General features: G+C 66.9%; 12 protein-coding genes. 5 read left to right on the plus strand and 7 right to left on the minus strand.

Annotation, left to right across the window (positions count from 1 at the left end; translation table 11 throughout):
- Positions 1 to 665 precede the first annotated feature (665 nt).
- Positions 666 to 3,014: a peptidoglycan glycosyltransferase PbpC gene (gene pbpC / locus ACYUME_RS23120; RefSeq protein ID WP_279884582.1), complete on the minus strand. Its 2,349-nt coding sequence runs from the start codon at positions 3,012 to 3,014 to the stop codon at positions 666 to 668.
- A gap of 68 nt (positions 3,015 to 3,082) precedes the next feature.
- Between pbpC and ACYUME_RS23125 the strand changes: the two genes are divergently transcribed.
- Positions 3,083 to 3,376, plus strand: coding sequence for a hypothetical protein (locus ACYUME_RS23125; RefSeq protein WP_460417074.1), 294 nt, complete (start codon positions 3,083 to 3,085; stop codon positions 3,374 to 3,376).
- 148 nt (positions 3,377 to 3,524) lie between these two features.
- Here ACYUME_RS23125 and ACYUME_RS23130 read toward each other — a convergent pair whose 3' ends face one another.
- Positions 3,525 to 8,429 carry an alpha-2-macroglobulin family protein gene (locus ACYUME_RS23130; RefSeq protein ID WP_460417075.1) on the minus strand — a complete coding sequence of 1,635 codons (4,905 nt, stop codon included), beginning with the start codon at positions 8,427 to 8,429 and terminating at the stop codon, positions 3,525 to 3,527.
- Between the two features lie 233 nt (positions 8,430 to 8,662).
- Between ACYUME_RS23130 and ACYUME_RS23135 the strand changes: the two genes are divergently transcribed.
- The gene (locus ACYUME_RS23135) at positions 8,663 to 10,000 is read left to right on the plus strand and encodes an MATE family efflux transporter (RefSeq protein WP_460417076.1); all 1,338 of its coding nucleotides are present in this window, start codon (positions 8,663 to 8,665) and stop codon (positions 9,998 to 10,000) included.
- A gap of 134 nt (positions 10,001 to 10,134) precedes the next feature.
- Here ACYUME_RS23135 and ACYUME_RS23140 read toward each other — a convergent pair whose 3' ends face one another.
- From ACYUME_RS23140 to ACYUME_RS23160, 5 genes are all read right to left on the minus strand, one after another.
- Entirely contained in the window at positions 10,135 to 10,590 is a 456-nt protein-coding gene (locus ACYUME_RS23140) for an REP-associated tyrosine transposase (RefSeq protein WP_460417078.1), read from the minus strand.
- Between the two features lie 211 nt (positions 10,591 to 10,801).
- Positions 10,802 to 12,715: an arginine decarboxylase gene (speA, locus tag ACYUME_RS23145; RefSeq protein ID WP_279882630.1), complete on the minus strand. Its 1,914-nt coding sequence runs from the start codon at positions 12,713 to 12,715 to the stop codon at positions 10,802 to 10,804.
- 152 nt (positions 12,716 to 12,867) lie between these two features.
- Positions 12,868 to 13,239: a translation initiation factor Sui1 gene (locus tag ACYUME_RS23150; protein WP_050703605.1), complete on the minus strand. Its 372-nt coding sequence runs from the start codon at positions 13,237 to 13,239 to the stop codon at positions 12,868 to 12,870.
- A 312-nt stretch (positions 13,240 to 13,551) separates the two neighbouring features.
- Positions 13,552 to 14,088 (minus strand): NUDIX hydrolase, encoded by a 537-nt coding sequence (locus ACYUME_RS23155; RefSeq protein WP_279882632.1) that lies wholly within the window; start codon positions 14,086 to 14,088, stop codon positions 13,552 to 13,554.
- A 1-nt stretch (position 14,089) separates the two neighbouring features.
- Positions 14,090 to 15,157, minus strand: a complete 1,068-nt coding sequence (locus tag ACYUME_RS23160; RefSeq protein WP_279882634.1) for a DUF2333 family protein — start codon at positions 15,155 to 15,157, stop codon at positions 14,090 to 14,092.
- A 250-nt stretch (positions 15,158 to 15,407) separates the two neighbouring features.
- On the opposite strand from ACYUME_RS23160, the gene ACYUME_RS23165 reads away from it, so the two are divergent.
- The 3 genes from ACYUME_RS23165 (at position 15,408) to ACYUME_RS23175 (ending at position 21,157) form a co-directional block, all read left to right on the plus strand.
- Positions 15,408 to 17,024: a diguanylate cyclase gene (locus ACYUME_RS23165; RefSeq protein WP_460417080.1), complete on the plus strand. Its 1,617-nt coding sequence runs from the start codon at positions 15,408 to 15,410 to the stop codon at positions 17,022 to 17,024.
- Positions 17,025 to 18,465: 1,441 nt separating this feature from the next.
- Positions 18,466 to 19,245, plus strand: coding sequence for a methyl-accepting chemotaxis protein (locus ACYUME_RS23170; RefSeq protein ID WP_460419435.1), 780 nt, complete (start codon positions 18,466 to 18,468; stop codon positions 19,243 to 19,245).
- A gap of 154 nt (positions 19,246 to 19,399) precedes the next feature.
- Positions 19,400 to 21,157 carry a protein-disulfide reductase DsbD gene (locus ACYUME_RS23175; protein ID WP_460417082.1) on the plus strand — a complete coding sequence of 586 codons (1,758 nt, stop codon included), beginning with the start codon at positions 19,400 to 19,402 and terminating at the stop codon, positions 21,155 to 21,157.
- Positions 21,158 to 21,220: the final 63 nt, after the last annotated feature.

Genomic DNA, 21,220 nt, shown 5'->3' on the forward strand with positions numbered 1-21,220 from the left:
GAAGTTCCGAAAGGAATATTCATAAATTATTAGTACGGGTGGCTGACAGAATGCTGGGGCCGCTGCGCGCCCCTTTCGCGACACAAGGCCGCTCCTACAGGGGAACGCGATCGTCTGTAGGAGCGGCCTTGTGTCGCGAAAGGGCTGCAAAGCAGCCCCAGCAACCTCGAACAGATCGCCGATTTATATGACTTTTCCCATTCCCTGTAGTCCATCTCCCAAACATACTCCCAAGCCCTTTCAAGCCATTGCGGTGCTCTGGGTTGGCCTCTAGTCTCGGGCAGTCGCTGCAATCAGCGACCGGCTTTGACAGGCCGACTCAAATACGCACGCATGGCTATTCCGCAATGGCGGCTGTGCGTGGGGCATCTTCGGGTGCGCCGGGTTTCCTCTATTTGACCGGTCTGTCAACCCACGTACAGCTGCCACCCTTTGTTTGACAGCGAACGGTGATGGTTCCATCTCAAATTGAGGACTCATCATGCTGAAGATTGTCCCCGATCCACCCCACAACCCTCACTCCCTCGCAGATGCCAGCTCGGGCCCTTTCGCGGGTAAACCCGCTCCCACAGGTATGGCGCAGGCCTCGAGGCATAGGTGAACCTGTGGGAGCGGGTTTACCCGCGAAGCAGGCGCCTCGGCGTTCGAGAGCGTGCGAGCTCGACTCACTCGCTGACCTGAAACGCCACCCGTGCTGTCTCGCCGCTTTCATCCAGCGCGCTCAACTCGATGCTGCCGGCCTGTTCGAATCGTACCGGCAGACTGTCCTGGCCCTGGGTTTCGCCCAGCGGCTGGCCATTGAGGAACCACCAGCGTCGCCCCGCGCCGCCCAAGGCCGACACCCGCAGCTGCAACGGCTCGTGGCTGGTGGCCGGGCGGCGCAGGTTGTCGCCGGCGCGCACGCCGACGATCGACAGCGGCGGCGCGCTGGCCACCAGCTGTGGCGGGCAGGCCGGATCCACCGCGGGCAGCCGCGCAGCACGGCGCTCGGCCCGTGGCAGCCAGGGTTCCAGCGGGGCCGGCCACAAGGCGACATCATGGGCCTTGGCCCCGGGGCACCCGGCATCGACACGCAGCCCCTGGTCGTTGAGCCACGCCGTCTCGCGCAAACCCAGCCCCAGAGGCTGGTCGGCCGCCAGCAAGGTCGGCGGGGTGGTGCCGTCCAGGGTCCAGGCGAAACGCTGGCGGCGGCAGTTGGCGTCCTGGCGGTTCATCGGCTGGCCCAACGGCCAACAGATCGCCGCCACACCCACCGACGCCGGCACCGGCTCGACCGGCACCTCGATGCCGCGCTGGCTGTCGCGATTGCTCAGCAGATCATGCACCTGCAGCATCAGCGGCGCCGCCGAGGCCAGGCCGAACTGGCCCGGCACCGGGGTGCCATCGGGGCGGCCGATCCACACGCCGATCAGGTAGCGCGGGCCAACCCCCACCGACCAGGCATCGCGAAAGCCGTAGCTGGTACCGGTCTTCCACGCCAGCTGCGGGCGCTGCACCAGTTCGGCGTGGGGATCGCGGTCCGGGCGGGCCAGGCCGCTGAGAATGCGCCGGGTGATCCACGCCGAGCCCGGCGACAGCAGGCGGCGCTCCACCAGCGGGTCCTGGGGCTGCAGGCGAATCTTCGCGCTGTTGCCGCCACGACCGAACGCCGCATAACCACCGACCAGGTCCTCCAGCCGGCTGCCCGCGCCGCCGAGGATCAACGACAGGTTCGGCTCGGCCAGCGGCGGCAGCACCAGCGGCATGCCACCCATGCGCATCTGCGCGGCGAAGCGTTTCGGGCCATAGGCCTCGAGCAATTGCACCGCCGGCAGGTTGAGCGACAGCGCCAGCGCCGAGCTGGCCGACACCGGGCCGCTGAAGCCCATGGAGAAGTTGCCGGGGCGGTAGTCGCCATAGCGCCGGGGCACATCCTGCAGCAGCGATTCGGAGTGGATCAGGCCGTCGTCCATGGCCATGGCGTAGAGGAACGGCTTGAGGGTAGAGCCGGGCGAGCGCAGGGCGTGGATCATGTCCACGTGGCCGAAGCGGCGCTCGTCGCCCAGGTCGATGGAGCCGAGATAGGCGCGCACCGCCATGCTCTGGGTCTCCACCACCAGCAGCGCCGCTGAGGTGCGTTCGGGCAGGCGGGCACGCCAGCCCATCAGCAGGTCTTCGAGGCGCCGTTGCAGGGCGGCGTCGAGGGTGGTGCGGATCAGCGGTGGGCTGCCTGGCGTGTTCAGCCGCCGCGCCAGCAAGGGCGCCAGCGCCGGCTCTTGGCGTGGCGCCAGCAGCAGCGGCTCTTCGCGGGCCTCGTCGATGCGTTGGGCCGGCCACACCTGGTACTCGGCCAGGCGTTGTAGCACCTTGTCCCGGGCGCGCTGGGCACGCTCGGGATGGCGGTCCGGGCGCAGGCGGCTCGGCGCCTGGGGCAGCACGGCGAGCAGCGCGGCCTCGGCCGGGGTCAGGTGCTTCGGCGACTTGCCCAGGTAGGCCCAGCTGGCCGCGGCCACGCCCTGCAAGGTGCCGCCGAACGGCGCCCGGTTGAGATACAGCTGCAGGATCTCGGCCTTGGACAGGTGCCACTCCAGCTGCGCCGTACGCCACAGCTGGCGCAGCTTGCCGGCCAGGGTACGGTCGTGCGGGTCGAGCAGTCGCGCCACCTGCATCGACAGGGTACTGCCGCCAGACACCACCCGTCCCCCGCGCAGGTTGAGCCACGCTGCCCGGACCAGGGCCATGGGGTTCACGCCCGGATGCTGATAGAACCAGCGGTCCTCGTAGGCGAGCAAGGCTTCGAGGTAGAGCGGCGAAACCTCGTCCGGACTGACCGGGTAGCGCCACACGCCGTCGGCGTCGGCGAAGCGCCACAGCGGCGTGCCGTCCTCGGCCAGCACCACCCGCGCCAGATCGTCGCCCGGCATGGGCAATGGCCAGATCCGGTCGGCCAGCCACAGCAGGGCCAGGATCGCCGTCATGGTGATGGCGGTACGCCGCAGCAGCTTGAACAGACGCGGGCGCGCTAAGCTTGGCATCGGGAACCGACCGGGCCGGAGCATGGCCAAAGGCTGGGAATCGCCGATTCGTTGATCAGGAAGCGACTATGCATGTAGAAGGTTTTTTCGAGTGGCTGGGCCAGGTACTGGGTTCGGTGATCCGTTTCATCGTCGACGGCCTGGGCGGGTTGTTCAACCTGCTGGCCAACGCCGGTGGCAATTTCATCGATGGCCTGGCGCGCACGCTGGGCATGGACACCTCGCTGGTCAGCATCCTGGCGCTGATCGTCGGCCTGATGCTGCTGTACTCGGCGATCCGCGCGTTCATGCGGGCGTCGATCGTCCTCGGGATCATCTGGGCGTTGCTGGGGTTGTGGGTGTTGAGTTGGGTGGTGCACTGAAAGCCTTGCACAGCCCGGTGTAGGAGCGGCCTTGTGTCGCGAAAGGGCTGCGTAGCAGCCCCGGCGATTCTCGCGTTGGCGTCAAGATCGGGGGCCGCTACGCGGCCCTTTCGCGACACAAGGCCGCTCCTACAGGGGGCGCGTGAACTCAGCGGGCGCGCACCACCATCTCCCCCTGGCTGTCGCCGATCGCCTGCAGGTTCGGCCGGTACATCGACTCCACCTGCGGCGGCGGGATGCGGTAGCTGCCCGGGGTCACCGCACGGGCCAGGTACAGCAGGTGGGTGGTGCCGTAGCTGTCGAGCTTGAGCGCCGCCACGTAGCGGTCGTCGCGGTACTCCTGGTGCACCACGCTGGCGTTCTGCATCGACTCGCGCCACTGCTTCACCGCGCTGCTGGCGTTGTCCAGGCTGGCAGCGCTCTGCGCCAGGTTCTGGTTCTCCAGCTCCAGGCCCGCCGGCAGCAAGTCCACCACCAGGGCGTCCGGCACCTGGTCCTGGGCCTTGAGCGCCAGGTGCACCAGCACCAGGTCGCCGCTGCGCAGGTTGCGCACATCCAGCGCCTGGCCGTTCATGCCCAGATACTCGCGACGGATCTCCATGCCGTTGCCGCTGGCGGCCGGGGCCTGACGCGGGTAACCGGACAGGGTCAACTGCTGGTACAGGGTGTCGCCGCCCTGGTTCTGAATGCTCAGCGGCGAGGCCAGCAGCGGGCCTTCGAGTTTCATGCCCGAGTCGTTGTTGTCGAACTCGCGCACTTCACCGGCGCTGTCCAGGCGGGCTTTCCAGTTGCCTTCCGGCTTGCCCAGCAGGCCACGGCCGGCGAGGAACAGCGCGTTGCGCTCCTGGGTGGACAGCCAGCGGTTGGCGGCCAGCTCGTCGGACAGGCCGAACAGACGCTGGTCGACCTGGTTGCCGGCCAGGTTGTTCTCCTGCAGCAGGGCCAGGATCAGCGCCTGGTCACGCAGGGCGCTGCCGTAGTCGGCCATCCAGCCTTTGCCCCGCGTGACAGACAGGCCCGCCTGCAGCGCCTGCTGCGAACGCTGTTTGTCACCCATCTTGTCCAGCGCCACCGCCAGCTGCACCAGCGGCAGGCCGGAGCGGGCGTCGGCACGGCGCTCGAACAGGCTGCGCAGGGCGCCCAGCGGCGCCTGTTGGCTGCGCGCCAGCACCAGGCCGGCATAGGCCTGCACGGCGAAGCGGGTGTGGTCGGCGTTCTGGCTGTAGTCGACTTCGATCAGGTTGCGCTCCTGCACATAGCGCAGCAGGCGCTCGCTGGCCTTCTTCAGCGCTTCGGCCGGTACGCCGTAACCTTGCTCGCGGGCACGCAGCAGGAAGTCGGTGACGTAGGCGGTCAGCCAATACTCTTCCTCGCTGTCCGAGCTCCACAGGCCGAAGCTGCCGTTGTAGCGCTGCATGCCCAGCAGGTGTTCGATGCCCATCTCGATCTTGCGCTTGCGCACATCGGCAGGTTCGCCCTTGATGCCCAGGCGCTTGAGGCTGTCGGCATCAGCGTACAGCGATGGGTACAGGCCACTGGTGGTCTGCTCCAGGCAGCCGTAAGGGTAGGCTTCCAGGGCGCGGATCTGCTCGGCCAGGTTCAGCGGCGGGCGGCTCGACAGCGCCAGGCTGGCTTCAAGGCCCGCCGCTTCGAACTCGGCCAGGTCGCTGTCCGGCAGGCTCCAGGGCTGGTCCTTGAGGGCCACGCGGTAGTGCTTGAGCATCGCCGGGTAGGCCGGACGCACGCCCAAGGTCCACTCACGCTCGAAGGTGTTGGCTGGCTCGCCCGGCAGTTGCAGGCCATTGACCTGCACGCGCACCTTGCCCTGGCCAAGGCCGCCCTGGGCCTGCACCGGGATCATCAGCGTGGTGCGCTGGCCTTCGGCGAGGGCAACGGTTTGCGACGCGCCAGCGGCCAGGCTCAACTGCCCTTCGGCAGCCAGCTGCACGGTCAGTTGCTGGGCGCGACCGGAGAGGTTGGCCAGGTCCAGCGCCAGGCTGGTGCGGTCGCCACCGGCCAGGAAGCGCGGCGCGGACAGTTCGGCGATCAGCGGCGCGGCGACCACGGTCTTGCCTTCGGCCATGCCGAAGTGTTCCTCGGTCCAGGCTTGGGCCATCAGCCGCAGCTCGCCGTTGAAGTCGGGAATATCGACCGTGGCCTGGCCTTCGCCTTTCTCGTCGAGGGTCACCGGCAGGCTCTGCTGGGCAACGATGGTCACCGTGGTGTTCGGGCGCTTGCCGCCCTTGGCCATGGCGGCGTCGCCACCGAAGGCCAGGCTGGCCAGGCGGCCCTGGCCGGCTTCGATCAGCTGGCCATAGATGTCCAGCTGGTCGGCGCCATAGGCCTTGCGACCGAACAGGCTGGCGAACGGGTCGGGGGTCTTGAAGTCGGTGATGTTGAGGATGCCCACGTCGACTGCGGATAGCAGCACATGCACCTGCTTCGGCACGCTGCCGTCGGCGTTGACCGCCTTGAGCTTGACCGTCAGCGGCTGCTTGGGTCGCATCTTCTCCGGCGCCTGCAGCGACACGGCCAGCTTGCGCTCGGCGCGGTCCAGAGGCAGGTGCAGCACGCCCACGGCGCGTTTCGGCGTGGCATTGGCCTTGCGCTCGCCCGGGCGGATCACCAGGGCGCTGATGTACAGGTCGTGGCGCGCCCACTGCTTGTCCAGCTCGACATCGAAGGTCTTGCCTTCGGCGGGCACCTCGATCTCCTGCCACCACAACGGGCCATCGGCGGACTCGATCATCAGGTAGCCGCTGCCGGCGGCCGGCGGGGTGACGGTGACCTTGGCGGTGCCGCCTTCCTTGTAGGCTGGCTTGTCCAGGGCGATCTTGACCTGGTCGGGGCGCACGGCGCCGCCTTCGGCGTTGTCCTGGGCGCGGTAGCCGGCCCAGAAGCGCGCGCTGGAAACCAGGCCGGTCTGCGGGTCTTCCACCTCGACGCGGTACGGGCCCCACTCCACCTGGAAGTTCAGCTTGGCGGTGGAGCCGGCCTTCACGCTGACGGTCTCCTCGGCCTGGGTGAGGAATTTCTCGTTGTAGTTGTAGCTCCAGCCGTCGCTCTGCGAGTAGTTCCAGTAGTAGTCGCGGCGCTCGCGAATCAGGCGCACCTTCAGGTTGTCGGCGGCGAGCTTGTTGCCGTCGCGGTCGGCCACCAGGAACTCGAATTCCACCGGACCATCGCCGTCGGTCTCTTCGCCATCGAACAGGCCGCGCAGGCCCGGCAGGCGTTCGGCAGGCCAGATCGGCTGCTCCAGGCGCCGGGTGATCGGCCGGCCGCCGGACTCCTGCAGGCTGGCCTGCACGGTCAGTTGCAGCGGCGAACGGGCCTCGGCCCAGCGGCTTTCGATATCGATGCGGGCCTTGCCGTTCTGATCGAGGGTGACTTCGTCCAGCTCCAGGTCCTGGTTCAGGTCGGTCTCGGTGACCGCGCCGAACTGGTAGCCCGGCAGCGCCTTGACCGCTTCACGCAGCGGGCGCACGTAGGCCTGGCCGCTGAGGCGGTTGCCGGCGGCCGGCGCGCCGTAGAGGTAACGTCCATTGACCTGGATGGTGGCGGTCTCCTCCGGCGCCAGCGGCGTGCTGCTGCCCTTGAGTTCCAGCGCCAGGCGTTCGGGGAGGAAGTCCTCGACGAGGAATTCGTAGACCTGCTTGCGCCCACCACCCAGGTCCAGCAGCAGTTGCCAGCGGCCGGTCGGGGCCTCGCTGGCCAGTTGCAGCTGGTACTGGAACAGGCCGTTCTGGTCGGCCTCCCAGACGAACTTGCGGCTGACCTGCTCGTCCGGGCGGCGCACTTCCACATTCACCGGCTGGGCCTTGACCGGCTTGCCGTCCTGATCGCGCAGCAGGCCGTTGAGCAGCACGGTCTCGCCCGGGCGATACAGGTCGCGCGGGCCGAAGATGAAGAACTGCAGCGGGTTGGCCTGGGGGCCGGTGATGTCGAACTCGGCCAGGTCCAGGGCGGCGGTGTTCAGGCGCAGCAGGGTGGTGTTCACGCCCTGGGTGGCGATCAGGGTGTCGGCCTTGGCGGTGATCGGCAGCTGGGCATGGCCGTCGCCATCGGTCTTGGCCTGGGCCAGCAACTTGCCTTTGTCGTCGTGCAGTTCGAGGGTGACGTCCTTGAGCGCCTTGCCGCCTTCCAGGGCCTGGCTGAACACGTCCAGGCGGTCGCGGTAACGGTGGGCGGAAACGCCGATGTCGCTCAGGGTGAACAGGGTCGCCGGCTGCGAATAGTCATAGGTACCCGAGGCGCGCATCACCGCCAGGTACACGCCCGGCTCCTGCAGCGGCTTGATCCCGGCGATCGGCAGCAGCACGGTCTCGCGGGTGTTGCGCGCGGGGTTGAGGTCGAAGCGGCCGCTGTAGACCAGCTCGGCCATCTCCAGGGTTTCCTTGGACTGGTAGTAGTAGAGGCTTGAGTTGCGGCCCCAGTTGACCAGGAAGCTGGAGAGCATGTCCGGCTTGATGCGGAAGAACTCGACATCGACCTTGTCGACGTTCAGCGCGATCACCGGCAGGCCTTCGGCCAGGCGCGTGGGCAGCAGCGAACCACGGCTGGCGAAGCCCACGGTGGGCTGCATGTCGCGGGTCTCGAAGCGGCTGACCGATTCGGCCTCAAGCTGATTGCCGTTGACCGAGAGCAGGCCCTTGTCGATGGTCAGGACCATCTTGCGCTGCGGCTCCAGGTGGCGCAGGCGCAGCTCCATCTGGTTGTCGGAGAGCTCCCAGGCACCGTCGACCTTGCCCTTGACGGTGTCGACCAGGTGCAGCTTGGCGGCGAAGTCCTGGTTGGCGTCCAGCGGCGCGGAGACGCTGACCGACAGGGTGCTGGCGCCGTCGAGCTGGACTTCCGAGACGTCCAGCACGGTCAGCTCGCGGCCGGCGTAGCGCTTGGCGAGCAGCGCCGGGTCTTCACGCTTGGCTGCCTTGGTTTCGGCGGGCGCGACGGCGGTGGCGGCGTCGGCGGGGGCCGATGGCTTGTCCGGCGTGGACGAGTCACAGGCACTGAGCAGGGCCAGCGCGCAGGCCAGCAACAATCCTTTGTTGAGCATTGAGAGAGAACTCTTCGGCAGCGTGTACGTGAGGGGGGCAACTATAGCGCAACGCCGAGGGGCTTACCTGGCGATGCGCGGCAAGTGAGACCGTGTTCGCGCCGATTGGTTGCCGGGGCGGTACAATCCGTTCGACCATCGCGGGGCAAGCCCGCTCCCACGTGATGAAGTGCACTTGCGTGGGAGCGGGCTTGCCCCGCGATGGCCCAATTTGCATCCCCGCTGGAGCCCGCATGTCTTCACTGTCCACCGCCTGGCGCGACCGCCCCACCCACCACAAGGTCTGGGCCCTGGCCGCGCCGATGATCCTGTCCAACATCTCGGTGCCGCTGGTGGCGCTGGTCGACAGCACGGTGATCGGCCACCTGCCCCACGCTCACCAGCTGGGCGCGGTGGCGGTGGGCGCCACGCTGTTCACCTTCATGGTTGGGCTGATGGGCTTCCTGCGCATGGGCTCCACCGGTTTCGCCGCCCAGGCGGCCGGCCGCGCCGACGGCGCCGCGCTGCGTCAGGTGCTGGTGCAGGGGCTGTTGCTGGCACTGGCCTTCGCTCTGCTGATCGGCCTGCTCGCCCTGCCCTTCAGCCAGCTGGCGCTGCACGCGATGCAGCCCAGCGAGGCACTGCATGCCTCCACCGAGGCGTTCTTCCACACGCGCCTGCTCGGCCTGCCGGCGGCGCTGGCCAGCTACGCCCTGGTCGGCTGGTTCCTCGGCACGCAGAACGCCCGGGCGCCGCTGGCGATCCTGCTGACCACCAACCTGCTGAACATCGCCTTGAACCTGTGGTTCGTGCTCGGCCTGGACTGGGGCGTGGTCGGCTCGGCGCGGGCCTCGGTGATCGCCGAATGGAGCGCCGCCCTGCTCGGCCTGGCCCTCACCCGCCCGGCGCTGCGCGCCTATCCCGGGCACATCGCCTGGGCCGTGCTGAAGCGCTGGCAGGCCTGGCGACCCTTGCTGGCGGTGAACCGCGATATCTTCCTGCGCAGCCTGGCGCTGCAGCTGGTGTTCCTGCTGCTGACCGTGCAAGGCGCGCGGTTGGGCGAGGCGACGGTGGCGGCCAATGCCCTGCTGCTCAACGGGCTGATGCTCACCGCCTATGCCCTCGATGGCCTGGCGCATGCGGTCGAGGCACTGTGCGGGCATGCCATCGGCGCCCGTGATCGCCGTACCCTGAAACGAGCGCTGGTGGTGGCCTGTGGCTGGTCGCTGATCGTCAGCCTGGGGTTCGCGGTGCTGTTCGTGCTGGGTGGTCACCTGTTCATCGACCTGCAGACCGACATCGCCAGCGTGCGCGAGGCGGCATATCCGTTCCTGCCGTATCTGGCGGTGCTGCCATTGGTGGCGGTGTGGAGTTATCTGCTCGATGGGCTGTTCATCGGCGCCACGCGGGCGCGGGAGATGCGCAATGCGATGCTGGTGTCGGTGCTGATCGCCCTGCCCTTTGCGCTGGGGTTGAGCGGGTTGGGCAACCATGGGTTGTGGCTGGCCTTTTTGCTGTTCATGGCGCTGCGGGCGGTGACGCTGGGATGGGTGGGGTGGCGGTTGCAGAAGAAGCAGCGCTGGATTCAGTGACGCCGGGGCCGCTGCGCGGCCCTTCGCGACACAAGGCCGCTCCTACAGGGGGATCGCGTATGGCAATTATTGCGCGATCGCCTGTAGGAGCGGCCTTGTGTCGCGAAATGAGGGCGAAGCCCTCACCTGCGGGCTCACAGCCACACACAATCCCAATGTGGGTACTCGCCGGCTCGTCTAACCAGTCCAGCCCGAATCGGGTTGGCGATGATGTAACGGGCAGCAGCCCTGACATCCTCGTCCTTGCGCAATGCCCGGTCGTAAAATCCAGGCTGCCAGATGTGCTGTCGCTCGGCACCTTTACGGTAAAGAGCACAGCTGCTTCGCGACTTGAAGGCACACATGAGTTTGTCGAGGCTGGTAGGCCCAAGCTCGATCAACCAGTGCAGATGGTCTGGCATCAGAACCCAAGCCAATGTACGGCAGCTACCTTCATGATCATTCAGACGCAATTGATGGATGGCCGCTCGCGCAAACCAAAGATTCTGAAACAGTGGGCTACGCTGGCGGGTAGCGGTAGTTAGCAGATAAAGCCTGCCTGACTCTGAAAAGCGCCCTTGGCGCAGGCGATGATTGCCGTGACGGTCCATGTCGACTTCCTTTGAACATTGCATTCGCAGGATAGGTGTCTCGATGAGGGATGGCGTAAGCGGATCATTACCGGGTATGACGCGGTGAGGGCTGCGCCCTCAGATCGCGACACAAGGCCGCTCCTACAGGGGGATCGCGTATGGCAATTATTGCGCGATCGCCTGTAGGAGCGGCCTTGTGTCGCGATGGGCCGCAAAGCGGCCCCGGGGATTACGAAGACAGGTACGAAGACCGGGTCAAGCCCAAGCGCAGCGCATCAAGGAACTGCGTGCGCTCGCGCGCGCTGATCCGGGCGCTGGCCACCTTGTCGCGGTAGTGGGTCATCAACTCCTCCGGCGACAGGTGCACGTAGCGCAGCATGTCCTCGATGGTGTCGTGGGTCTCGATGCCGGCGTGGTACACGCTGCCGTCGGCGTTCTGGTAGATGTTCACCGAGTCGGTGTCACCGAACAGGTTGTGCATGTCGCCGAGGATTTCCTGGTACGCGCCCACCAGGAACACGCCCAGCAGGTAGTCCTCGCCTTCCTTGACCGCGTGCACCGGCATGCTGGTCTCGATGCTCTGCTCGTCGACGTACTGGTTGATCTTGCCGTCGGAGTCGCAGGTCAGGTCCTGCAGCACGGCGCGGCGCAGCGGCTCTTCGTCCAGGCGGTGCAGCGGGATGATCGGCAGCACCTGGCCGATGGCCCAGGTGTCCGGCAGGCTCTGGAACACCGAGAAGTTGCAGATGTACTTGTCGGCCAGCTTGTCGTTCAGCTCGTCCAGCACCTGGCGGTGCGAGCGCTGGCGGGCCTTGAGCGAGTTGTGCAGGCGACGGCACACGGCGAAGTAGCACTGCTCGGCCAGGGCTTTTTCGGCCAGGGTCAGCTTACCGTCGGCATACTGCGCGGCCACGTCGCCCATGTAGTGGGTGGCGCGCCAGTAGGTCTCGGTGACCATCTCGATGTCGGTGGGGCCGAGCAGGTCGGCCAGCCACTGCACGGTCTCGGGCAGCGACTCCTTGTTCTCGATGGTCGGCATCTCGTCGTTGTGGCTTTCGACGTCGGTCACCTGGATCACCAGCATGGCGTGGTGCGCGGTCAGCGAGCGGCCGCTCTCGGAGAAGATGTGCGGGTGCGGCAGGCCCTGCGCGTCGCAGAACTCCTTGAGCATCCCGACCACCACGCCGGCGTAGTCGTCCATGTCGTAGTTGATCGAGCTGGCGTTGCGCGAATGGGTACCGTCGTAGTCAACGCCCAGGCCGCCGCCGACGTCGATGTGATCGACTGGCAGGCCCAGCGCGCGCAGTTCGCCGTAGTAGCGGATGGCTTCCTTGAAACCGTGCTGGTAGTCGGCCAGGTTGGCGATCTGCGAGCCCATGTGGAAGTGCAGCAGGCGGATGCCCTGGTCCAGGCCCGCATCACGGAAGCGCTGCACCACCGAGATCAGCTGGGCGGCGGACAGGCCGAACTTGGACTTCTCGCCGCCGGTGTCGGCCCACTTGCTCGAGGCCAGCGACGACAGGCGCACGCGCAGGCCGACCTGTGGCTTGACCTTCAGCTCCGCGGCTTCCTCGATCACCAGGGCGACCTCGGATTCCTTCTCGATGACGATGAACACGTTGTGACCGAGCTTCTGGCCCATCAGCGCCAGGCGAATGAACTCGCGGTCCTTGTAACCGTTGCAGACGATGGTGCCGCCCTTCGGCGCCAGCGCCAGCACCGCCAGCAGCTCGGGCTTGGAGCCGGCTTCCAGGCCGATGGAGACGTTCTGGGTGGCGATGATGTTCTCGACCACCGCCTCCTGCTGGTTGACCTTGATCGGGTACAGCGCGGTGTACTGATTCTGGTACTCCAGGCGCGCGATGTTGGCATCGAAGGCGCCGGTCAGCTGGCGCACGCGGTCCTGCAGGATGTCCGGGAAACGAACCAGCAGCGGCAGCGACAGGCCGCTCTGGCGCAGCTCCTGGACTTGCTCGAACAGGTCGATCGGCGCGCTGTCCGGGCCGTTGGGGCGCACTTCGACGCGCCCGGCTTCATTGATGGCGAAATAACCAGCGCCCCAATGGCGGATGCCATAAACACTGCGGCTGTCGGCCACGGTCCATTGGCTACCATCGTCTTTGCGTGTGCGTCGTACGGACATTCAAGTCCCCTATAGATAAGTCCAAGACACTGCCCCGTCAGGTGGCGGGCGCAGTGTAGAAGCTGAAAATGACGAATCGTCCGTGCCCCCGGATAGACCCTGGCCACGGCATCGAGTTTAGAAAGCGCTGGGCGAAAAGTCGCACGACAGCCTCAGCCGCCGGATTTTTTCGCCTTGAAGCCCTGTTTGATCAGCTCGCCGAGCAACAGTTCGACGTGGTCGCCCTGAATCTCGATGACCCCGTCCTTGAGCGCGCCGCCGGTGCCGCAACGACGCTTGAGCGTGCTGGCGAGCTCCTTGAGCTGTTCGAGGGGCAGCGGCACGCCGGTGATGGTGGTCACGGTCTTGCCGCCGCGACCTTTGCTTTCACGACGCACACGGGCAATGCCATCGCCTTCGGGGATGACCTGCTGCTTGCAGATGCAGGCGTCCACCGGCTGGCCACAGTCGGGACAGTGCCGACCGGCATCGGTGGAATATACGAGACCGCCAAGGGCGGCGAAGGAAGAAGCTTTCTTGGCCACTTTTGTTCCTCTGTGCCGAGGACAAAAAACTGGTCGGCGGGAGCCGACCGCGAAGCCCCACTCTGGCAGGGGCGGCGCTACTGCCGCAAGGTCATGCGACAGCCCGAAAAGGGCGCGCAGTGTAACGATAAATCTGGCTGTTGCTAAGTACAGGATTGCGCCATTTTACGAAAGTTTTGCGACCTTCAGATGCTTGGGGCTGCTGCGCAGCCCTTTCGCGACACAAGGCCGCTCCTACAGGAGAACGCGATCCCCTGTAGGAGCGGCCTTGTGTCGCGAAAGGGGCGCAAAGCGCCCCAAGAGGCAACACCGCTAAATCAGACTGTTCCTGTACCGCTGCAACGCCACCAGCGAGTCCGGGCAATACGGTTTCTTCACGCTCTCTTGCTCGATTATCTGCAAACTGATGAACCGCGCCTCGATAACCTCCTCGGGCTGCAAGCGCAACGGCCCGTCCCACACCGCCGAATACACCGCGCACCACAAGCGGTTGCCCGGCTGCTCGAAGTAGAACGTCTCGTGGAAGCGCAGCTCGACACCGCTCACCCCCAGTTCCTCGGCAAGCTCCCTCGCCGCCGAATCGGCGTAGGACTCCTGCACCCCGACCATGCCCCCCGCCGCCACGTCCCAGTAACCGGGATACAGCGCCTTGCTCAGGGTCCGACGGTGCACGCACAGCTCGCCCGCGCCGTTGAACAGCAAGATGAAGGTGCAGCGCCCGATCAGGCCTCGCTCGCGCAGCTCGGCCCGTGGCAGGGCGCCGAGCAGTTGATCATGCTCGTCGACCCAGGCCACCAGCTCGGCGTCGGAGGCCGCGCGGTGCGCGACCTCGGCAGGATTGACCGGCATCTCAGCCCTGGGACAGCAGTTGGCGCAGGTCGATGACCGCGGCGTTGGCTCGGGAAATGTAGTTGGCCATCACCAGCGAGTGGTTGGCCCACATGCCAAAGCCGCTGCCATTGAGCACCATCGGGCTCCACAGCGCTTCCTGCGAGGCTTCCAGCTCGCGGATGATCTGCCGCACGCTGACCGTGGCGTTCTTTTTCGCCAGCACGTCGGCAAAGTCCACCTCGATGGCGCGCAGCAGGTGCGACAACGCCCAGGCCTGGCCACGGGCCTCGTAGAACACGTTGTCGATCTGCAGCCACGGAGTCTCGACCACTTCCTCGTCGACCTGCGGCGCCTGGCCCGGGGCCACGGTCTCGGTCTTCAGGGTGTTGTTCAGCTTGACCCGGCCTACGCTGGCCGACAGGCGCTGCGACAGCGAGCCCAGACGGGTGGCGACATCGCCCAGCCAGTTGTTCAGGTTGTCGGCGCGGGTGTAGAAGATCGCGCCCTGGTCGCCCTTGGCCAGACGGGTCTGGTAACGGTTCAGCGACTTGATGCCCTCCTCGAACTCCGACTCGCTCGACGGCAGGATCCAGCTCTTGTTGTCGAAGTTGAAGCGCGGCTCGGCCTTGGCCAGGTCGGCGTCCTCGGTCGATTGCGACTGGGAGCGGGCGAAGTCCTTGCGCAGGGCGCGGGACAGGTCGCGCACCTGGACCAGCACGCCGTATTCCCAGCTCGGCATGTTGTCCATCCACAGCCCTGGCGGGAAGCGGTCATTGGAAATGTAGCCGCCCGGCTTGTCGAGCAGGGTTCCGGCCACGGTCTTGAGGGTCTCGACGGTGGTGTAGCCGACCACCATCTGCTGGCCGTTGCGCTCGGCGGCAGCCTGGGCGTTCTGCTGCACCGGGAACAGATCCGGCTCCTGGCTCCAGTACCAGCCCAGGCCAATGCACACCAGCAGGTAAAGGCCGATCAGCGTGCCCAGGGCGCGGCTCCACAAGCCGCCAAGGTAGCTACGGGTGGCGGCGCCACGGGTATCGACCCGCTCACGGGGCTCGGCCTTGGCCTCACGGTTTTTCCAATCCAGCATGGCAGTGTCCTTAATCAGTCACGAACGGTTCAGGGCTTGGACCGCAGGCCTCGGCCAGGGTGCCACGACAAACCCAGGTGGCAGCACTATAAAGCAGACACCGCCATTCGTATAAGCGACCAACGGGTCGGCAACTGAATAACGGGCCTTGAACACTTTGTTGACCCGAGGCACTCGCTTGTCGGAAAAGCGGTGCTAGCATAGAGCCATCATTGAACCTGCGCCCCGCCCACCTATAAGTAGTCAGGACATGACCCAGCCAGCCGAGCCGAGCCACGAACGCCTCAAGCAGCACTTTGCCCAGCGGGTGATCCACCAGGCCCGGCAGATGCTCGAGATCTGGCAGCGCCTGCAGCGCGGCCAATGGTCCAGCGGCGACCTGGGCGAGCTGTGCGAAGCCAATCTACGCCTGCAGCGCTATGCCGAGCGGTTCGAGCAGCCCGAGCACCGCAGCCTGTCGACGGCCATCGGCCAGACCTTGCGCGCCATCGAGGCCAACAGTGCCCGGCTCAACTCTGAACTGATCAGCGAGCTCAACCGCCTGATGCAGCGTCTCTCGCGCACCGGCCTGCGCAAGGGCGACCAGCTCGACAACGTGCCCCTGCCACCGCTGCGCAAGCCGGTGTACATCGTCCTGCAGGACCACGACCGCGCCGAGCGCCTGGCCCAGCAGTTGGAGTTCTTCGGCCTGACGGTGCAGGCGCTGTTCAGCGCCGACGCATTCCAGGCTTCGATGAGCGAACGCCTGCCTTCGGCCATCGTCATGGATGTCGACTTCACCGGCCCCGGCATCGGCCTGCAACTGGCGGCCCAGGCCCAGCGGGGGCTGGAACAGCCGGTACCGCTGCTGTTCTTCAGCCTGCACGAAACCGACACCCCGACCCGCCTGGCCGCCGTGCGCGCCGGCGGCCAGGAGTTTCTCACCGGCACCCTGGACGCCTCGAGCCTGCTGGAGAAGCTCGAACTGCTGACCAGCGCCACCCAGTACGACCCGTTCCGCGTGCTGGTGATCGACGACTCCCGCGCCCAGGCCCTGCACACCGAACGCCTGCTCAACGGCGCCGGGATCATTACCCGCACCCTGACCGAGCCGATCCGCACCATGAGCGAGCTGGCCGACTTCCAGCCCGACCTGATCATTCTCGACCTGTACATGCCCGAGTGCACGGGTCCGGAGCTGGCCAAGGTGATCCGCCACAACGATCGCTATGTCAGCGTGCCGATCATCTACCTGTCGGCCGAGGACGACCTGGACAAGCAGCTCGATGCCATGAGCGAAGGCGGCGACGACTTTCTCACCAAGCCGATCCGCTCGCGGCACCTGGTGACCACCGTGCGCAACCGCGCCGCCCGCGCCCGCCACCTCAAGGCGCGGATGGTCCGCGACAGCCTTACCGGGCTGTATAACCACACCCATATCCTGCAACTGCTCGAAGACTGCAGTTTCCGCGCCCGCCGCGAAGCGCAGCCATTGAGTTTCGCCATGCTCGACATCGACCATTTCAAGAAGATCAACGACCGCCACGGGCACCCCATGGGCGACCGGGTGATCAAGAGCCTGGCGCTGTTCCTCAAGCAACGCCTGCGCAAGACCGACTTCATCGGCCGCTACGGCGGCGAGGAATTCGCCATCGTCATGCCCGGCACCGGGCTCGAGGCCGCGCACAAGGTGCTGGACGAAATCCGCAGGCGCTTCGCCGAAATCCACTACCCGGCCCAGCCCCACGACCTGCAGTGCACCTTCAGCGGCGGTGTGGTGCAGCTGGACGACAGCCTCGATGCGCTGACCATGGCCAGCGCCGCCGACGAGGCGCTGTACCGGGCCAAGCATGCCGGGCGTAACTGCGTGGTCAGGGTCGAGCCGTAGCCGCCGACATGGGCCGCTCTAATGGAAAACTCGTAATCCACTGATTTAACTCGACCCTGTAGGAGCGGCCTTGCGCAGCCCTTTCCGACCGGTCCGACGCCTCGGCAAGGCCGCTCCTACAGAGAGCAACCATCAAACAATACCGGCACTGTGCCACTTTTTTATGGCGCCAACCCTCCGGCGTCATCACCTCGTCACAAAATCGCAATAACTTCAGGCCCCGACCTCTCCACTCCCCCTCCGCAGGAAGTTCGCGGCTATGCGCCTGAAGTGGCTGACCAATTTCAACACCCTGTTGCTGGTGACCGTGTGTATCGCCCTGGGCGCGACCCTGTGGTGGTCGCAACGCGCCCTGGAACGTCCCTACCAACTGATGGAGCGCTATCTGGGCCTGTCCCAGCAGTTCCAGAACGACACCGCGCGCAATATCCAGGCGTACCTGGGCAGCGGCGATGCCCTGCGCCATGCCGCGGCCATGGAGGCCAACAAGCAGCTGCAGGCCGCCCTGGCCGACTGGCCCGAGGACCTGTCGGCCAAGTTGCGTCCGAGCCTGGACAACCTGCAAGGCTTCACCGCCAACGAACTGCTCGCCGCCGGCAAGCTGGCCGGCGATCCCCAGGTCCTGCTGCTGCAGGCCGAGCGGGAGCTGGGAGCGAACCTCGAGCAACTGGTTGGCTACGCCCGCGACAGCGCCAGCAGCGACGCCGGCCGCTACCTGGCGCCGCTGCTGGAGGCCTCCCTGCACCTGGGTCGGCTGTCCCTGGCTCGCGACAAGCTGGTCAGCAGCGGGCGCGCCGAGCTGGCCGACGAGGTGCAGCGCGAACTGCAACTGATCGCCGCCCAGGCCCAGGCCATCGACAGCCTGCCATTGCTGGGGGTGACCCGCGCCGCCGAATCCAACGCCGACGACTTCGCCGCGATGATGGGTCTGGAATCCCAGGCCAGCAGCCAGCAGGAAGACATCGCCGTGGGCCTGAAGCGCGAGCTGCACAGCCTGCTCGGGCGCTACCCCGGCGAACTGCAGCGCACCCGCGAGCAGATCGAGCGCCGCGCCGCGCTGGCCGCCAGCACCGGCGAACGCCTGGATGCGGTGCAACAGGCCATCGCCGGCCTGGAGCCCGAGGTGCGCGGTCTGCACGCGACCATCGCCAGCGAGGTACGCCTCATCCAGGGCCTGATGATCGGCCTGATTCTGCTGATCGCCCTGCTCATCGATACCCTGCAGCGCCGCCTGGCGCGCACCCTGACCAGCCTGGCGCCGGCGCTGTCGCGCTGGGCCGAGGGCGACTTCGCCCAGGCCATCGCCCTGGGCCGCACCAATCGCGAGCTGCACGACATCCAGGAATCGCTCAACCGCCTGCGCCAGTACCTGGTGGGGCTGGTCGGCACCATCCGCCACAACGCCGAACAGGTGGCCGGCAGCAGTCACGCGCTGGCCGGCATGAGCAGCGCCCTGCACGACGGCGCCGAACGCCAGGCCGGCGACACCGCGCAGATCCGCGACGCCCTGGGTGAACTGGAGGCGACGATCCAGCAGGTGGCCGGCGATGCCAGCGCCGCCGCCGAGGCCAGCCGCGATGCCGGCCGGGCCGTGGAGCAGGGCCAGACGGTGATCGGCCAGAGCCTGTCCGGCCTGCGTTCGCTGGTCGACGAGGTGCAGGGCAACGCCCGGATGATCGAGCAATTGGCGCAAGAGTCGGCCACCATCGGCAGCGTGCTCACGGTGATCCGGGCGATCGCCGAGCAGACCAACCTGCTGGCCCTCAACGCTGCCATCGAAGCGGCCCGGGCCGGGGAGATGGGACGCGGTTTCGCCGTGGTTGCCGATGAGGTGCGCTCGCTGGCCCAGCGCACCACCGGCGCCACCGGCGAGATCCAGGCGCTGATCGACCGCCTGCAGCAGGCCGCTCGTGAATCGGTGGAGGGCATGCGTGCCCAGCTGGAACACGCCGAGGCCACGGCCAACCAGGCACAATCGGCCGATGGCGCGCTGGACGCGATCGTCAGCGCCATCCGCACCATCTCCGACACGGCGGTGCGCATTGCCGACGTGACCGCGCAACAGAGCGGAGCAGTAAGCGAGATCCGCGATCACAGCGAGCGGATTCACGAGCTGGGCGAGGACAACCTGCAGCGCATTGGTGAAGGGCGTGAGCAGGGCGAGCAGTTGCTCAAGCTGGGCGGCGAGTTGAATACGGCGGTGCGGGCGTTCCGGCTCTGAAAGCATCGCGGGGCAAGCCCGCTCCCACGCCACTCTGGTAGGCAGGAGCAGAGTGGCAAGCATCACCAGCGTGGGAGCGGGCTTGCCCCGCGATGGCCCATGGCCGCGCCAACTCCGCTATCATGCCCGCCACGTTCCACCTCGCGAGTCCGCCATGCGCCGCCTGTTTTTCCTGCTGTTCCTGCTGCTGGCCAGCCCCGCCTTCGCCACGGGCCTGCTCGACAACCGCCCCAGCGCCACCCTCGGCGCCGCGTCCAACAGCGCCGACTTCCTGCCGGTGCATGAAGCCTTCAAGCTCAGCCTGGTCCAGGCCGACGCCCAGACCATCAAGCTGCGCTTCGTCGCCACCGACGGCTACTACCTCTACCGCCATCGCTTCCAGTTCCGCGCCGAGCCCGCGGACATTCGCCTGGGCGTACCGAACATCCCCAAGGGCGAGGCCAAGCACGACGAGTTCTTCGGCGACGTCGAGGTCTATCACGGCGTGCTCGACATCGAGCTGCCACGCAATGACCCGCGCGCCTTCACCCTGCTGGTGGGCTACCAGGGCTGCGCCGACAAGGGCCTGTGCTATCCGCCGGAAACCGAACGGCTGAGCATCGACGGCCAAGGCGCCCCGCTGCCGGCAACCGCCGAGCAGGGCTGGACCTGGAAATCGCTGCTGCTGTTCTTCCTCGCCGGGGTCGGCCTGACCTTCACTCCCTGCGTACTGCCGATGCTGCCGATCCTCTCCGGCGTGGTCCTGCGCGGCCAGGTCGGCGGCCTGCGCGGGCTGTCGCTGTCGCTGGCCTATGTGCTGCCGATGGCGGCGAGCTTCGCCGTGCTCGGCGCGCTGATGGGGCTGTTCGGCGCCGGCCTGAACCTGCAGGCGCGCCTGCAGTCGGCCTGGGTGCTGGTGCCGTTCGCCGCATTCTTCGTGCTGTTCGCCCTGGCCATGTTCGGCTTGTTCGACCTCAAGCTGCCACAGGCACTGAGCAGCCGCCTGGACAACCTCGCGCACCGCACCAAGGGCGGTTCGCTGCTCGGCGCGGCGGTGCTCGGCGTGCTCTCCAGCCTGCTGGTTTCGCCTTGCGTCTCGGCGCCTCTGGCCGGCGCCTTGCTGTACATCAGCGCCAGCGGCGACGCCTTGGGCGGCGCGCTGAAGCTTTTCGCCCTCGGCCTGGGCATGGGCGCGCCGCTGTTGCTGGTGGCCACCGGCGGCGCGGCCTGGCTGCCGAAGAGCGGCCCCTGGATGAACACCGTGAAGAACGCCATCGGCGTGCTGCTGCTGGGCCTGGCCATCGGCCTGCTCAGCCGCGTGCTGCCAGGGCCGGTCACTCTGCTGCTGGTTGGTCTGCTGGCTGCTGGCGTGGCGCTGTTCCTCGGCGCGCTGGAATTCGTGGTCAAGACACCGCGCCAACGCCTGGCGCAACTGCTTGGTCTGGCGCTGCTGGTGTACGCCCTGGCCTGCTGGTATGGCGCCCTGAGCGGCCAGGGAGACCCGCTGCGCCCGCTGCCGCCACCAGTCGTGGCCAGCAACACCGCCGCGACCCAAGCCGACGCCTGGCAGACCCTCACCACCCCCGCCGCTCTCGACGCCGCCCTGGCCGAGGCCAAGGCCGCCGGCCAGCCGGTGCTGCTCGACTGGTACGCCGACTGGTGCATCAGCTGCAAGGTGATCGAGCACGAAGTGCTCAATGCGCCGCAGGTCCAGCCACAACTGGCCGCCTTCCGTCTGCTGCGCGTCGACATCACCGAGAGCAATGCCGAGCAGCGTGCCCTGCTCGACCGCTACCGCCTGTTCGGCCCGCCCGCGCTGATGTTCTTTGCGGCGAACGGCAGCGAAATGACCGCCGATCGGGTCATCGGCGAGACAAACGCCGGCGATTTCGCGAAGACTTTGGCGCGCGTGCGTGGCCAACTGGGTCTATAACTTCCCGCTACCTGTGAAAAATCTCGCTACAAGTGACCAGACTTAATCATCTGGTCACATACT

The sequence above is a fragment of the Pseudomonas sp. microsymbiont 2 genome, assembly GCF_054788395.1.

Excerpts from the sequence above, each read along its gene's own strand:
- pbpC (WP_279884582.1), bottom strand. The coding sequence starts at position 3,014 with ATGCCAAGCTTAGCGCGCCCGCGTCTGTTCAAGCTGCTGCGGCGTACC.
- ACYUME_RS23125 (WP_460417074.1), top strand. The coding sequence starts at position 3,083 with ATGCATGTAGAAGGTTTTTTCGAGTGGCTGGGCCAGGTACTGGGTTCG.
- ACYUME_RS23130 (WP_460417075.1), bottom strand. The coding sequence starts at position 8,429 with ATGCTCAACAAAGGATTGTTGCTGGCCTGCGCGCTGGCCCTGCTCAGT.
- ACYUME_RS23135 (WP_460417076.1), top strand. The coding sequence starts at position 8,663 with ATGTCTTCACTGTCCACCGCCTGGCGCGACCGCCCCACCCACCACAAG.
- ACYUME_RS23140 (WP_460417078.1), bottom strand. The coding sequence starts at position 10,590 with ATGGACCGTCACGGCAATCATCGCCTGCGCCAAGGGCGCTTTTCAGAG.
- speA (WP_279882630.1), bottom strand. The coding sequence starts at position 12,715 with ATGTCCGTACGACGCACACGCAAAGACGATGGTAGCCAATGGACCGTG.
- ACYUME_RS23155 (WP_279882632.1), bottom strand. The coding sequence starts at position 14,088 with ATGCCGGTCAATCCTGCCGAGGTCGCGCACCGCGCGGCCTCCGACGCC.
- ACYUME_RS23160 (WP_279882634.1), bottom strand. The coding sequence starts at position 15,157 with ATGCTGGATTGGAAAAACCGTGAGGCCAAGGCCGAGCCCCGTGAGCGG.
- ACYUME_RS23165 (WP_460417080.1), top strand. The coding sequence starts at position 15,408 with ATGACCCAGCCAGCCGAGCCGAGCCACGAACGCCTCAAGCAGCACTTT.
- ACYUME_RS23170 (WP_460419435.1), top strand. The coding sequence starts at position 18,466 with ATGAGCAGCGCCCTGCACGACGGCGCCGAACGCCAGGCCGGCGACACC.
- ACYUME_RS23175 (WP_460417082.1), top strand. The coding sequence starts at position 19,400 with ATGCGCCGCCTGTTTTTCCTGCTGTTCCTGCTGCTGGCCAGCCCCGCC.